The 14,962-nt window shown below is 73.0% G+C and carries 11 protein-coding genes; 10 read left to right on the top strand and 1 reads right to left on the bottom strand.

Annotation, left to right across the window (positions count from 1 at the left end):
* Nucleotides 1–353 precede the first annotated feature (353 nt).
* The gene (locus IG86_RS0125800) at nt 354–1,790 is read left to right on the top strand and encodes an NAD-dependent malic enzyme (protein ID WP_030662777.1); all 1,437 of its coding nucleotides are present in this window, start codon (nt 354–356) and stop codon (nt 1,788–1,790) included.
* A gap of 301 nt (nt 1,791–2,091) precedes the next feature.
* Nucleotides 2,092–2,373, top strand: coding sequence for an HU family DNA-binding protein (locus IG86_RS0125795; RefSeq protein WP_007264399.1), 282 nt, complete (start codon nt 2,092–2,094; stop codon nt 2,371–2,373).
* A 352-nt stretch (nt 2,374–2,725) separates the two neighbouring features.
* On the opposite strand, the gene murA is transcribed toward IG86_RS0125795, so the two are convergent.
* Nucleotides 2,726–4,069, bottom strand: coding sequence for a UDP-N-acetylglucosamine 1-carboxyvinyltransferase (gene murA, locus IG86_RS0125790; RefSeq protein WP_030900036.1), 1,344 nt, complete (start codon nt 4,067–4,069; stop codon nt 2,726–2,728).
* A gap of 263 nt (nt 4,070–4,332) precedes the next feature.
* Between murA and IG86_RS0125785 the strand changes: the two genes are divergently transcribed.
* From IG86_RS0125785 to IG86_RS0125750, 8 genes are all read left to right on the top strand, one after another.
* Nucleotides 4,333–4,893, top strand: a complete 561-nt coding sequence (locus IG86_RS0125785; RefSeq protein ID WP_030662771.1) for a YqgE/AlgH family protein — start codon at nt 4,333–4,335, stop codon at nt 4,891–4,893.
* A 29-nt stretch (nt 4,894–4,922) separates the two neighbouring features.
* Entirely contained in the window at nt 4,923–5,207 is a 285-nt protein-coding gene (locus IG86_RS0125780) for a DUF3039 domain-containing protein (RefSeq protein ID WP_030010729.1), read from the top strand.
* A 167-nt stretch (nt 5,208–5,374) separates the two neighbouring features.
* A complete protein-coding gene (locus IG86_RS0125775; protein WP_030900032.1) occupies nt 5,375–7,033 on the top strand; it encodes a beta-N-acetylhexosaminidase in 1,659 nt (552 codons plus the stop codon).
* A gap of 346 nt (nt 7,034–7,379) precedes the next feature.
* Complete coding sequence (locus tag IG86_RS0125770; protein ID WP_078658922.1) at nt 7,380–8,297, top strand: FAD binding domain-containing protein; 918 nt, start codon at nt 7,380–7,382, stop codon at nt 8,295–8,297.
* The gene (locus IG86_RS0125765) at nt 8,294–10,501 is read left to right on the top strand and encodes a 2Fe-2S iron-sulfur cluster-binding protein (RefSeq protein ID WP_037943039.1); all 2,208 of its coding nucleotides are present in this window, start codon (nt 8,294–8,296) and stop codon (nt 10,499–10,501) included. Before IG86_RS0125770 ends, IG86_RS0125765 begins: the two co-directional genes overlap by 4 nt.
* A gap of 41 nt (nt 10,502–10,542) precedes the next feature.
* Nucleotides 10,543–12,837 carry a xanthine dehydrogenase family protein molybdopterin-binding subunit gene (locus tag IG86_RS0125760; protein ID WP_051785405.1) on the top strand — a complete coding sequence of 765 codons (2,295 nt, stop codon included), beginning with the start codon at nt 10,543–10,545 and terminating at the stop codon, nt 12,835–12,837.
* A 168-nt stretch (nt 12,838–13,005) separates the two neighbouring features.
* Nucleotides 13,006–13,503: a hypothetical protein gene (locus IG86_RS0125755; protein ID WP_244306062.1), complete on the top strand. Its 498-nt coding sequence runs from the start codon at nt 13,006–13,008 to the stop codon at nt 13,501–13,503.
* Nucleotides 13,500–14,948, top strand: coding sequence for a WXG100 family type VII secretion target (locus IG86_RS0125750; RefSeq protein ID WP_051785401.1), 1,449 nt, complete (start codon nt 13,500–13,502; stop codon nt 14,946–14,948). The genes IG86_RS0125755 and IG86_RS0125750 overlap by 4 nt, the downstream gene beginning before the upstream one ends.
* The last annotated feature ends 14 nt before the right edge of the window (nt 14,949–14,962 follow it).

Genomic DNA, 14,962 nt, shown 5'->3' with positions numbered 1-14,962 from the left:
ATCCTTTGTTAGCCTGGGTACGGCACCGACTCGATCCAAGCCCCCGGGCCCAACCTTCGTCGCTCAGAGCGACCACTTGCCGCGAGGCGAGCATGGCGGGTCGGTGTCATAAACGTATGAGAAACCAGGTCCGCGCCCCCCACCTGTGGGGGGCGCGGACCTGTTTCGTATGACCCCACCATTCCGAAGCCCCCTCAAATCTCGTATGGTGGAAGAGTCTTTCCGAAATTTGTAGCTGGTTACCTTGTACCGGCTGGTAGGTGGGACGATCGGACAACAGGTCCTGCCGCACCTGCTGCGGAGCGCGGGCCCTGTGTGTTAAGCGAACCAGGGACAGAAGAGGAAACACGGCCATGGCAACGGCGCCCAGCGTCTCGTATTCGATGACGGTCCGCCTGGAAGTGCCCGCGAGCGGAACCGCGGTCTCCCAGCTCACCACCGCCGTGGAGTCCTCCGGCGGCTCGGTCACCGGTCTCGACGTGACCGCTTCCGGCCACGAGAAGCTGCGGATCGACGTCACCATCGCCGCGACCTCCACCGCGCACGCCGACGAGATCGTGGAGAAGCTGCGCGGCATCGAGGGCGTCAGCCTCGGCAAGGTCTCCGACCGTACGTTCCTGATGCACCTCGGCGGCAAGATCGAGATGTCGTCGAAGCACCCCATCCGCAACCGTGACGACCTCTCGATGATCTACACCCCGGGCGTCGCCCGCGTGTGCACCGCCATCGCCGAGAACCCCGAGGACGCGCGCCGCCTCACCATCAAGCGCAACTCCGTCGCAGTCGTGACGGACGGCTCCGCCGTGCTGGGCCTGGGCAACATCGGCCCGATGGCCGCGCTGCCCGTCATGGAGGGCAAGGCGGCCCTCTTCAAGCGTTTCGCCGGCATCGACGCCTGGCCGATCTGCCTCGACACGCAGGATTCCGACGAGATCGTCGCGATCGTCAAGGCCATCGCCCCGGGCTTCGCCGGCATCAACCTGGAGGACATCTCCGCGCCGCGCTGCTTCGAGATCGAGGCCCGGCTGCGCGAGGCCCTCGACATCCCCGTCTTCCACGACGACCAGCACGGCACCGCGATCGTCGTGCTCGCGGCCCTCACCAACGCACTGCGCGTGGTGGGCAAGGCGGTTGAGGACGTCAAGGTCGTCATGTCGGGCGCCGGCGCGGCCGGTACCGCCATCCTCAAGCTGCTCCTCGCGGCGGGCGTGAAGAACGCCGTCAGCGCCGACATCCACGGCGTCGTGCACGCGGGCCGCCCGGACCTCGTCGACGCGGCGGCGGACTCCCCGCTGCGCTGGATCGCCGACAACACCAACCCCGAGGGCTACACCGGCACTCTGAAGGAGGCCGTGGTCGGCGCCGACGTGTTCATCGGCGTCTCGGCCCCCAACGTGCTGTCCGGCGAGGACGTCGCCGCCATGGCGGAAGGCGCCATCGTGTTCGCGCTCGCGAACCCGGACCCGGAGGTGGACCCGGCCGTGGCCCGCCAGACGGCCGCCGTGGTCGCCACCGGACGCTCCGACTTCCCGAACCAGATCAACAACGTGCTGGTCTTCCCGGGCGTCTTCCGCGGTCTGCTGGACGCCCAGTCCCGCACGGTGAACACCAGCATGATGCTCGCCGCCGCGACCGCGCTGGCGGACGTCGTCGGCGAGGACGAGCTGAACGCCAACTACATCATCCCGTCGGTGTTCAACGACAAGGTCGCCGGCGCGGTGGCGGGCGCCGTCCGCAAGGCCGCCTCGGCCGCGCAGAACGGGTCTGTGACGGGCCTCACGGCTCCCTGATCCCCGGCGCGTCGCGAGATGCGGGCCCGCCGGGCCGCCTCTAGGGTTTGCGGGGATGCCAACGAGCTCCGCTGTTCGCATCCCACGGATGCGGACGGAGCGTCACCGGGGCGTGACTGTGGCGCTTTTCGTGTGACCCCGGCGGGTGCCGGATTGGCTTTCCCGCCGCTGGTGGGGGCAGGATGCGTAACCGGGCGAGAGGGTCTGACGTTCAGACCCGGGTCCGGGGACTGTCCTAGGGCCCTGGCAGCATCGGCTTCGATCTCACGCCTCTAAGGCAAGTTGAACACGGGAGTACAACATGAACCGCAGTGAGCTGGTGGCCGCTCTGTCCGAGCGCGCCGAGGTGACCCGCAAGGACGCCGACGCCGTTCTGGCCGCGCTCGCCGAGACCGTCGGCGAGATTGTCGCCAAGGGCGACGAGAAGGTCACCATCCCCGGCTTCCTGACCTTCGAGCGCACCCACCGTGCCGCTCGCACCGCGCGCAACCCGCAGACCGGCGACCCCATCCAGATCCCGGCCGGCTACAGCGTGAAGGTCTCCGCGGGCTCCAAGCTCAAGGAAGCCGCCAAGGGCAAGTAAGTCCTGCCCCGGCGCCGGAGGCCGCGCAGGTCCTCGGAAACGTCGAGCACGGCTGAATGCAGCAGTAGTACGTAGAACGGTGAAGGGCGGCCACCCCGGGCGGGGAGGCCGCCCTTCTGCCTGTCCGGGGACGCCCGGCCCGTCCCGCCGTCTCCCCGGCCCGCGGGCCCCGCCAGGCCCTGTGAGGCCCCGTCAGGGCCCGTCAGAGGCCTCCGGGGCGCATCGGGGGGCCGCCCGGGGGTTCCCGGACGGTTCCCGGACGCGGCGGGGGGTGCGAAAGCCCCCCGGGCCCTTGCGGGGCCCGGGGGGCTTTCGGTGTCCGTACGGGCGTACGGGCGTACGCCGCCAGGGGCTAGACGAGGTCGCCGCCCGGGAGCTCGACCTTCGCACCGAGCTCCACGAGCTTCTCCATGAAGTTCTCGTAGCCGCGGTTGATCAGGTCGATGCCGTGGACCCGCGAGGTGCCCTCGGCGGCCAGCGCCGCGATCAGGTACGAGAAACCGCCGCGCAGGTCGGGGATGACCAGGTCGGCGCCCTGCAGCTTGGTCGGGCCCGAGACGACCGCCGAGTGCAGGAAGTTGCGCTGGCCGAAGCGGCAGGCCGAGCCGCCCAGGCACTCGCGGTACAGCTGGATGTGAGCACCCATCTGGTTGAGCGCCGAGGTGAAGCCGAGCCGGGACTCGTAGACCGTCTCGTGGACGATCGAGAGGCCGGAGGCCTGCGTCAGGGCCACGACGAGCGGCTGCTGCCAGTCGGTCTGGAAGCCGGGGTGCACGTCCGTCTCCAGCGCGATGGCGTCGAGCGGGCCGCCCGGGTGCCAGAAGCGGATGCCGTCGTCGTCGATCTCGAAGGCGCCGCCGACCTTCCGGTACGTGTTCAGGAAGGTCATCATCGAGCGCTGCTGGGCGCCGCGCACGTAGATGTTGCCGCCGGTGGCGAGGGCCGCGGAGGCCCAGGACGCGGCTTCCAGACGGTCCGGGAGGGCCTTGTGGTTGTAGCCGCCGAGCCGCTCCACACCGGTGATCCGGATGGTGCGGTCGGTGTCCATGGAGATGATGGCGCCCATCTTCTGCAGCACGCAGATGAGGTCCTCGATCTCCGGCTCCACGGCGGCGTTGCTGAGCTCGGTGACGCCCTCGGCCAGGACGGCCGTCAGCAGCACCTGCTCGGTCGAGCCGACGGAGGGGTAGGGCAGGCGGATCTTGCAGCCGCGCAGCCGCTGCGGAGCCTCCAGGTACTGGCCGCCCTCGCGCTTCTCGATGGTCGCGCCGAACTGGCGGAGCACGTCGAAGTGGAAGTCGATCGGCCGGCCGCCGATGTCGCAGCCGCCGAGGCCCGGGATGAAGGCGTGGCCGAGACGGTGCAGCAGAGGACCGCAGAAGAGGATCGGGATGCGCGAAGAGCCCGCGTGGGCGTCGATGTCGGCGACGTTCGCGCTCTCGACGTGGGTCGGGTCGAGCACCAGCTCGCCCGGCTCCTCGCCGGGGCGGACCGTCACCCCGTGCAGCTGGAGCAGCCCGCGTACGACACGCACGTCACGGATGTCGGGAACGTTGCGCAGCCGGCTGGGTCCGCTGCCGAGCAGAGCGGCGACCATGGCCTTGGGCACGAGGTTCTTCGCACCGCGGACACGGATCTCGCCCTCGAGCGGGGTGCCGCCGTGGACAAGCAGTACATCGTCACTGATGCCGGTCATGAATCTCGCGTTCCGGAGAGGGGTGGGCAGGGGGCCAGGGAAAAGGGTAAGGGCCACCACCCCCTTGTTCGTAAGGCCGACGTGGCCGTAGGACTGTCATGAATTCGGTACAACACCCTCCGTATCCACCGCATGGCGGAGTGTTGCGTTCCGCCCACTTCGTCCGTACGCGCTCCTCGCTGCTGCCGTGCGCCCTGAGCTGCGGGCGATCCGATCTCCCCGCCCGCTCCCCGGAAACGGCAGATGTGCGGGATCATGGCGGCATGACCGAGGTGTCCTCCCTCACAGGGCGGCTGCTCGTGGCCACCCCCGCCCTCGCGGACCCGAACTTCGACCGCGCGGTGGTGCTGCTGCTCGACCACGACGAGCAGGGCTCCCTCGGCGTGGTCCTCAACCGGCCGACCCCGGTGGGCGTCGGCGACGTCCTGCTGCCCTGGGCGCCGCTCGCCGGAGCCCCGGGCGTGGTGTTCCAGGGCGGGCCGGTGGCGCTGGACTCGGCCCTGGGGCTGGCCGTCATCCCGGGCGAGGAGGGGCCGCTCGGCTGGCGCCGGGTGCACGGGGCGATCGGACTGGTCGACCTGGAGGCGCCGCCGGAGCTGCTGGCCTCGGCCCTGGGGGGCCTGCGCATCTTCGCCGGTTACTCCGGCTGGGGGCCGGGCCAGCTGGAGGAGGAGCTGGGCGAGGGTGCCTGGTACGTGGTGGAGTCGGAGCCCGGTGACGTCTCCTCGCCGGACCCGGAGCGGCTGTGGCGGTCGGTGCTGCGCCGCCAGCGCAGCGAACTCGCGATGGTCGCCACCTATCCGGACGACCCGTCGCTCAACTGACTGGCGCGGGGTTAAGTACCCTGGGTTCCATGAGCACTCTTGAGCCCGAGCGCGGGACTGGCACGGGGACCCTCGTAGAGCCGACGCCGCAGGTGTCGCACGGTGACGGCGACCACGAGCGCTTCGCCCACTACGTCCAGAAGGACAAGATCATGGCGAGCGCGCTCGACGGGACCCCCGTCGTCGCGCTCTGCGGCAAGGTCTGGGTACCGGGCCGGGACCCGAAGAAGTACCCGGTCTGCCCCATGTGCAAGGAGATCTACGAGTCCATGGGCCCCGGCGGGGACAAGGACAAGGGCGGCAAGGACAAGTAGGTCCGACCTGCTTCCCCCTCCCCTTCGCGGGACCGAGGCCCTCGGCGCACCACGGTGCGTCCGGGGGCCTTTGCCGTGCCTGCGGGGCGCGTTAGGGTCGGCGCGACGAGCACCCGGCGGAACGTGCGTTGCGCAGGGCGCAACATGCTGCCGCGAAGGGCTGACGCATGGACCTGATCCGCACGGGCCTGATCCCCGCACCCCGGGTCGCCGTCCCCCACGAGGGCGGGCGCCGCTACACCTTCGGCCCCGAACCGGCCCTGTCCGCCGGCCCGGGAACCGGGACCACCGCACGGTGGCTGCGGCGCGAGCTGGGCGCGGCCACCGGCTGGGAGCTGCCCCCGGCCGGACCCGGCCGGGCCGGGGAGCTGCGGCTGCGCCTCGACCCCGGTGCCGTCGGCGGCCTGGGCCCCGAGGCCTACCGGCTCGACGTCGGCCCGGACGGCGTGGAGCTGGCGGGAGCGACGGCGGCCGGCCTGTTCTGGGGCGCCCAGACCCTGCGCCAGCTGCTCGGACCCGGCGCGTACCGCAGGGCGCCCCTGCCGGGCGGGCCGGGGGCGTGGAGCCTGCCGCACGGCACCGTCGTGGACGGCCCCCGCTTCGGCTGGCGCGGGCTCATGCTCGACGTGGCCCGGCACTTCATGCCCAAGGACGGGGTGCTGCGCTACATCGACCTGCTCGCCGCCCACAAGCTCAACGTCCTCCACCTGCACCTGACGGACGACCAGGGCTGGCGGGTCGAGATCAAGCGCCACCCGCGCCTCACGGAGGTCGGGGCCTGGCGGGAACGCAGCCGGTGGGGCCACCGGGCCTCGCCGCAGTGGAACGAGACCCCGCACGGCGGCTTCTACACGCAGGACGACGTCCGCGAGATCGTCGCCTACGCCGCCGAGCGGCACGTCAGCGTGGTCCCGGAGATCGACGTCCCCGGCCACTCGCAGGCCGCGATCGCCGCGTACCCGGAGCTGGGCAACACCGACGTCGTCGACACCACGGCGCTCGGGGTGTGGGACGACTGGGGGATCTGCGAGAACGTGCTCGCGCCGACCGAGGCCGTGCTGCGCTTCTACGAGGGGGTCTTCGAGGAGCTGCTGGAGCTGTTCCCGGCGGAGGTCTCGCCCTTCGTGCACGTGGGCGGCGACGAGTGCCCCAAGGAGCAGTGGAAGGCCTCCGCCGCCGCGCAGGAGCGGATCCGCGAGCTGGGCGTGGACGGGGAGGACGGGCTGCAGTCCTGGTTCGTCCGGCACTTCGACGGCTGGCTCGCCGAGCGCGGGCGGCGCCTCATCGGGTGGGACGAGATCCTGGAGGGCGGGCTCGCGCCGGGCGCGGCCGTGTCCTCGTGGCGCGGCTACGCGGGCGGCATCGCCGCCGCCGAGGCCGGGCACGACGTGGTGATGTGCCCCGAGCAGCAGGTGTACCTGGACCACCGTCAGGCGGGCGGCACGGACGAGCCGATGCCCATCGGGTACGTGCGCTCGCTGGAGGACGTCTACCGCTTCGAGCCGGTGCCGCCGAAGCTGTCACCGCAGGCCGCGGCCCATGTACTGGGCGCCCAGGCCAACATGTGGACCGAGGTGACGCAGGACCGGGGACGGGTCGACTACCAGGTGTTCCCGCGGCTCGCGGCCTTCGCGGAGGTGGTGTGGTCGCGGCTGCCGGAGCCACCGGAGCGCGACTACGCGGACTTCGAGGAGCGAATGGCCCCGCACTACGCGCGGTTGGACGCGCTCGGCGTCGGATACCGGCCGCCCGGTGGCCCGTTGCCGTGGCAGCGGCGGCCCGGGGTCCGGGGGCGCCCGATCGAGGGCGCGCCCCCGAACGTGTGACACGGGGGCGCGGGCGCGACCTGAACGGAAAGGGAGCGGGTCCGGAACTCTGGCTGGATTTCCCGCTATACGGGGAAAATCGGACGTTCGGGGGCGAGGGGGAAGAGGTCCGGCGAAGCCGTCACCCCGCCCCGTACGGGACGCGGCGGCAGGCACCGGACGGCCGGGCGGGGGCCGCGCGGCGGCGGGGAGCGCGGGGCGCGGGGGAGGCGGGTGCACCGGGAGGACCCTCGCGCCGGGCGGCCCGGAAGATGTGCCAGAGTTGCCACGTCCCGGCGGTGAGCACGTACCGTACGGCGGACAGGCGTGAGCGCCAGGACCGGGACATCGGGAAGGGGCAGCTGGGTTGACCACGCACGCACCGCACGCACCGCACGCACCTGATTCACCTCAGGGGGCTCAGGGGCAGCAGGCGGCGCAGTCCGTGACGCTGCCGGCCTCGCTCGACGAGGCCGTCGCGGCGCTCACCGCCATGCCCGCCGCCGTTCCCGTCGCGGGCGGCACCGACCTCATGGCCGCGGTCAACGCGGGGCTGCTGCGGCCCGCCGCGCTGGTCGGCCTGGGCCGGATCAACGAGATCCGCGGCTGGCAGTACCAGGACGGCCACGCGCTGCTCGGCGCCGGCCTCACCCACGCCCGGATGGGCCGGCCGGACTTCGCCGCCCTGATCCCCGCGCTCGCGGCCGCCGCGCGCGCCGCCGGGCCGCCGCAGATCCGCAACGCCGGCACCCTCGGCGGGAACATCGCCACCGCCGCGCCCACGGGGGACGCGCTGCCCGTGCTGGCCGCGCTGGAGGCCGTACTGGTCATCGTCGGCCCGGGCGGGCAGCGCGAGATCCCGGTCTCGCACCTGCTGGCCGGGCGGGAGATGCTGCGCCCCGGTGAGCTCATCGGCTTCGTGCGGGTGCCGCTGCTGCACGCCCCACAGGTGTTCCTCAAGGCCACCGGGCGTACCGGGCCCGGACGCGCGGTGGCGTCCGTGGGGCTCGTACTGGACCCGGCGCGACGGGGCGTGCGCTGCGCGATCGGCGCCGTGGCCCCGATGCCGCTGCGCCCCCTTGAGGCCGAGCAGTGGGTGGCCTCGCTGATCGACTGGGACGGCGGGCGGAGCCTGGCCCCCGAGGCGCTGGAGGCCTTCGGCGAGTACGTCGCGGCCGCCTGCGTCCCCGACCAGGGGGAACCGGTGGCTCCGGGCGTACTGCACCTGCGGCGGACGGTGGCCGTACTGGCACGGAGGGCCCTCGGAAGGGCGCTGACCTCATGAGCGAGAACGAGAACGAGAACGTGACCCAGGGGAACGGCACGGCGGGCTGGGGCTGGGAACCGGTTCCGCAGGGCGGCGAGTACGACTCGGACGCCACGGCCTTCGTGAAACTGCCGCAGGACATGCTGGACGCGCTCGGCACCGGCGAGCCCCTCGCGGCGCCAGGACACGGCTACGTGCCGCCGCCGATGATCGTGCCGCTGGGCTCCGCGAGCACGGACCCGGCGGCCACGGGCACGTGGGCGATCCCGGTGCAGTGGCCCGAGGCGGGTGCCTCGGGCGCTTCCGGCGTGGACGCCGCGGGTTCCGGTTCCGGTTCCGGTTCCGTGGGCGGGCCGATCCCCGCCTCGATCCCCATCCCGGCGTCGGTGGCCGCCGCGTTCGCGGAGGCGGAGCCCGAGACCGAGCCGGCGCACGATCCCGGTGAGACGGCGGAGTGGCGCTTCCCCGAGGCGGTGCACGAGCCCGAGGAAGCGCCTTCGACGACCGGCCAGTGGGCCGTTCCGGACTTCGCGCAGCAGCAGGGCGACTACCGCACGGGCGGCCTGGACGCGGACTGGAGCCAGGCCCCGGCGACCCTGCCGGGCGGCGCCCCGGCCCCCTGGGCCTACCTGACGCAGCAGCCGGCCGCCGACCCGGACCAGGGCCAGGGCCCCGGCCGGGCGCACGGGCAGGACGCGGGCGTCCTGCCCGGCACGGACGAGGCCGCCGCAGCGGCCGCCGCTGCCGCCGCCACGGCGCACGCCGCGGGACGGCTGCTCGGCGGGCCCGGTGTGGGCGCCCCGGGCCGCGGGCCGCGGGTGCTGGGCGGCCCCGGCGTGGGCACCGCGCTGCAGGAGGCCGAGCCCGCGCACCGGGCACCGCACGACATCGAGGCCGCGCACGGCCCGGCGGCCTCGGCGCTCGCGGGGGAGCGGCCGCATCCGGGAGCCGCGGCGCAGGAGCCGGCCGTGGTGGCCGGCGGCGTGGACCTCTTCGGCGGAGCACGGGTCGAGGCGCCGGTCGCGGACACCGCCCACGCGCAGCCGACGGAGCCGGAGCACCCCGGCCGGCCCGCGCAGCCCGCGCACGCCGAGCACGCCGAGCACGGTGAGCACGCCGAACACGGCGAGCACTCCGAGCACGCGGATCACGGCGAGCACTCCAACCTCTTCGGGCACTCGGTTCATTCGGGACACTCGGATCAGATCGGGTACACCGGGCACACCGAGCACTTCGAACACCCCGGGCATTCCGGCCATTCGGCGCGTCCCGCGGACACCGACGGGCACGGCTTCGCGGCCTTCGGCCAGGCGCCGGAGTCCGGGCCCGCCCAGACCGGCGGCGCCCCCGAGGCGGAGGCCGCCGCGACGGACGGCCACGGCTTCGCGCTGCCGGGCCGCGAGCCCGCACCGGACCACGCCGACGCCGAAGGGCAGGCGCCGGCCGAGGCCGACCCGTCCCCCGAGGAGATCCCGGCCGGCTCCACGCCGCTCGCGGACACCGCCGACAGCCCGGCGGAGCTCCCGGCGGAGGAAACCGGCGAAGGGGTCCCGGCCGATGTGCCGGCGTACGAAGAAGAAGAACACCCCGCCGCCGTCCACCACGAGCACCCGCAGGCCTCCTACGTCCTGCGCGTCAACGGCGCCGACCGCCCCGTCACCGGAGCCTGGATCGGGGAGTCCCTCCTCTACGTGCTGCGCGAGCGCCTCGGCCTCGCCGGCGCCAAGGACGGCTGCTCGCAGGGCGAGTGCGGCGCCTGCGCCGTACAGGTCGACGGCCGGCTCGTCGCCTCCTGCCTGGTCCCGGCGGCGACGGCGGCCGGCAGCGAGGTCCGCACCGTCGAGGGTCTCGCGACGGGTGGGGAACTCTCGGACGTGCAGCAGGCGTTGTGCAGGTCGGGTGCGGTGCAGTGCGGGTTCTGCGTACCCGGCATGGCCATGACCATCCACGACCTGCTGGAGGGCAACCACGCCCCCAGCGAGCTGGAGACCCGCCAGGCCCTGTGCGGCAACCTCTGCCGGTGCTCCGGCTACGCGGGGGTCGTCGAGGCCGTGCGCGAGGTCGTGGCCGAGCGGGAGGCCACGTCGGCGGCGTCCGCCGCGTCCGCGGAGGCGGCGGCCCAGGCACAGGCCCAGCCGCAGGCCGAGGGTGCGCCCGAGCCGCGCATCCCGCACCAGGCAGCGCCCGGCGAGGGCGGCATCCACCACGGAGGCACGGCGTGAGCGGGCAGGACGCGGCGACCGCGACGACGGTCACCACCACGATGACCGCCCTGACGGCGACGCCGGAACCGGAGGGGCCGCAGGTCCCGCGCGGCATCGGCGCCTCCGTCGAGGCCACCGACACCCGTGCCAAGACCGAGGGCACCTTCCCCTACGCCGCCGACCTGTGGGCCGAGGGCCTGCTGTGGGCCGCCGTGCTGCGCTCCCCGCACGCCCACGCCCGGATCGTCTCCATCGACACCACGGCCGCCGCCGAGATGCCCGGCGTGCGCGCCGTCGTCACCCACGCCGACGTGCCCGGCGCCACCACCCACGGCCGCAGGATCGCCGACCGGCCGGTGTTCGCGCACGACGTCGTACGCCACCACGGCGAGCCCATCGCCGCCGTCGCCGCCGACCACCCCGACACGGCCCGGCTCGCCGCGGCCGCGATCGCCGTCGAGTACGAACTCCTCGACCCGGTCACCGACCCCGAGCAGTCCTTCGGCGCCGCCGCCCTGCACCCCGACGGCAACCTGATCCGCCACATCCCGCTGCGCTACGGCGACCCGGAGGCCACCGGCGAGGTCGTGGTGGAGGGCCTGTACCGGATCGGCCGCCAGGACCCCGCGCCCATCGGCGCCGAGGCGGGGCTGGCCGTGCCCCGCCCCGACGGCGGCGTCGACCTCTACACCGCCTCCACCGACCCGCACACCGACCGCGACCTGGCCGCCGCCTGCTTCGGCCTGGAACCGGACCGCGTACGCGTCGTCGTCACCGGCGTACCGGGTGCCACGGCCGACCGCGAGGACGCCGCCTTCCAGCTCCCGCTCGGCCTGCTCGCCCTGCGTACGGGCTGCCCGGTGAAGCTGGCCGCCACCCGCGAGGAGTCCTTCCTCGGCCACACCCACCGCCACCCGACCCTGCTGCGCTACCGCCACCACGCGGACGCGGAGGGCCGCCTGGTCAAGGTCGAGGCGCAGATCCTGATGGACGCGGGCGCGTACGCCGACGCCTCCGCGGAATCCCTGGCGGCGGCGGTGGCCTTCGCCTGCGGCCCGTACGTCGTCCCGCACGCCTTCGTCGAGGGCTGGGTGGTACGCACCAACAACCCGCCGTCGGGCCACGTCCGCGGCGAGGGCGCGATGCAGGTGTGCGCCGCGTACGAGGGCCAGATGGACAAGCTCGCGGCCGCCCTCGGCATCGACGGCGCGGAACTGCGCATGCGCAACGTCCTGGCCACGGGGGACCTGCTCCCGACGGGCCAGACGGTCACCTGCCCGGCCCCGGTGGCCGAACTCCTCCGTTCGGTGCGCGACTTCGAGCTGCCAGCCCTCCCCAAGGACGCCCCCGAGGACGAGTGGCTGCTGCCCGGCGGCCCGGAGGGCGCGGGCGAGCCGGGCGCGGTGCGGCGCGGCGTCGGCTACGGGGTCGGCATGGTGCACATGCTCGGCGCCGAGGGGACCGACGAGGTCTCCACCGCCACGGTGAAGGTGGTGGGCGGCGCGGCGACCGTGATCTGCGCGGCCGTCGACACCGGGCAGGGCTTCGGCACCCTGGCCCGCCAGATCGTCCAGGAGGTCCTCGGCGTCGACGAGGTGGCGGTGGCCCCGGTGGACACCGACCAGCCGCCGGCCGGCCCGGCGGCGCACGGCCGCCACACGTGGGTGTCGGGCGGCGCGGTGGAGCGGGCCGCCAAGATGGTCCGCACCCAGCTCCTGCAGCCGATGGCGCACAAGCTGGGCATGTCGACGGAACTCCTGCAGATCCAGGACGGGCGGATCACCTCCTACGACGGCGCGTTCTCGATGACGGTTTCGGAGGCCATGGCGGGCAAGGAACTCTGGGCGACCGCCCAGTGCCGCCCCCATCCGACGGAACCGCTGGACGCGGACGGCCAGGGCGACGCGTTCGTGGGACTGGCCTTCTGCGCGATCCGCGCGGTGGTGGACGTGGACATCGAGCTGGGCTCGGTCCGGGTGGTGGAGCTCGCGGTGGCCCAGGACGTGGGCCGCATCCTCAACCCCCGCCAGCTGCAGGCCCGTATCGAAGCGGGCGTCACCCAGGGCGTGGGCGCGGCCCTGACGGAGAACCTCCGCACGGTCGCCGGCCTGGTCCGCCACCCCGACCTGACGGGCTACGCCCTGCCGACCGCGCTGGACGCCCCGACGGTCCGCATCGTCAAACTGGTCGAGGAACGCGACGTGGTGGCCCCCTTCGGCGCGAAGGCGGCGAGCGCGGTCCCGGTCGTGACGACCCCGGCGGCAATCGCCTCGGCGGTCCGCGCGGCGACGGGCCGCCCGGTCAACAGGCTCCCGATCAGGCCCTCGGCGGCGGTGGGGGCGCCCAACTCGTGACCGTGTGACCCACATTGCACGTGCAACCCTGGACTTGGGCCTGTCGGTGCCGGTCGCTAGAGTGATCGCCGAGAGTGTGCGCGCGCACGTGCGAACGGGTGCGAACGGGGACGGGGAACGGCGCCGAGCGCCGCGCCCGCGGGGAGACGGGGAGTCGGGGAGGCCATCGTGGCAGAGGACAACGGCGGGATTCTGGCGCAAGGCCTGTCGGGGGACATCGCGGCGTCGATCAGAGCCCAGGCGGACGCGCAGGCGCGGGCAGCGGCCCTGCGGATCGAGTACGACTCGCTGTCCGATTACCAGAAGCTGGTAGACGGCCTCCTGACCTCCCTTCAGGAATCACCTGCGCACCACGGCAAGTTGGCTGACGGCACGTTGCCGACGGGCGCTCTGGGCACGGGTTTCCCGGAGGCGGACAAGCTCTACGAGGCCTACAAGACCGTCCACAACGAGCTGCAGAAGCTGTCGAAAGGACTGGCGGTACAGATCGAGGCCCTAGGTATCGCCGTCCAGTCCGCGAGCGGCGGCTACGCCGAGGTCGACGAGGAGACGAAGCGGCGCATGGGCCTTCTGGCCAAGCAAGCCCGTGACGGATACGTCCGGGACCGTGACCCGTACGCGGAGAAGACGGGCGACAGCCCGGAGAAGGGCGCTGTTTTCGGATGACGAACTTCGAGGGCTACACGCACGGGCAGCTGCACGCGATGATCGAGTCGCTCGATCCGGCGAAGGTGGCGGCGCTGGGTACGAAGTTGACGGATGCCGCCAAGACGATCAAGGAGATCGGGACCAAGCTCAAGGACCACAAGGTCAAGGGCTGGGAAGGCGAAGGCGCTACGGCCTTCCAGAACTGGGTGAGCCAAGCGGGCAGTGCCACGCTGGTGCTGGCCGACTACAGCACCGCGGGCGGCAAGTACATGGCCGACGCGGCGCAGGTCATGCGCGAGGTCAAGCCGTCCAAGGACGGCGTGGGGAACTTCCCCCCGTACGACGCGGCCGCGGACGCGAAGCTCAGGGAGAACTTGGCGACGTCCCGCGAGTACCACAATGACCCGGACGCGGTGCAGCTCGGCCAGGAGGCTTGGTCGAAGCTGAGCGGAGACCATGCGCGGGCTGTGGATGCGATGAACAAGCTGGCTGGAGCCTATGACCAGTCCGCCTTGCAGATGGGTAAGGCGGAAGTCCCAACATTCCCGCCGCCGCCTCCGGTGCTAGTGCCGCCCGGCTATTACGGCGGGTCGGAAGACATGGCAAGGTCTGGAGGTGGAGGTGGAGACGGTTCGGCTGGCTCCTCGTACACCTCCCAGGGGGTCTCGCATGGTACGTCTGCGGGTGATGGATCGGTGACCGGGCGTGCGGCGCAGCCGGACACCATGGCCCCGTCGGGCTCCGTCCCGACTACCGCGGATCGCGACGTGAATGTGGACCTCGATACCGTCGGGACGCTTCCGCCCCCGACCCCGCCGGTGACGACCACCCCCGGTCTCCCTCCAACGACGAACCCGGTGGTACCAACTCCCGGCCCGTTCGTCCCGCCCATGACCGTTCCGCCCGTAGGCGGGCTGAAGGGCGGACCTGGGCCCTTTGCCGCCGGCCCCGGAATCGGCCCGTACCCGGGCACAGGCGGTCCCGGAATTCCGGGTGGCAAGGTCATCGGCACGCCCGGGCTGCCCCCGCGTGACGCCGGCATCACCGGTGGCCGTCCCGTGACCTCCACAGGCCCGAGCTCGGGCATTCCGCGTGGCACGGTCATCGGCGAGGGCTCGCAAGCTGGCCGTCCCATGGGCGGCGGCTTGGGACACGGCGCTGGCGGCCACTACGGCGGCAGCCAAGGAGGCGTTCCCGCCGGCCGCCGACTGGCCTCGGAGCCGGGTGGCGTCATGGGCGGCCGTCAGGCCGGTGCAGTTGGACGTCCGATTGCGGCCGGCCAGCCGTTCACACAGGGCGGCTCGGGCCTCGTGCGCAACGGGGCGGGCCCGGTGGGGCACGCGGGTACGCAGACCCCGAGCAGGCGTCGGGATGGCCAGGGCAGCGAACGTCCCGACTACCTGACCGAGGACGAAGAGACCTGGCAGGGCACCCGTCGTGTTGCCCCGCCTGTTATCGACTGAGCAGAACGGACGTT

This window comes from Streptomyces virginiae (assembly GCF_000720455.1).
GTDB lineage: Bacteria > Actinomycetota > Actinomycetes > Streptomycetales > Streptomycetaceae > Streptomyces > Streptomyces virginiae.
This window is presented reverse-complemented; position numbering and strand designations above follow the sequence as displayed.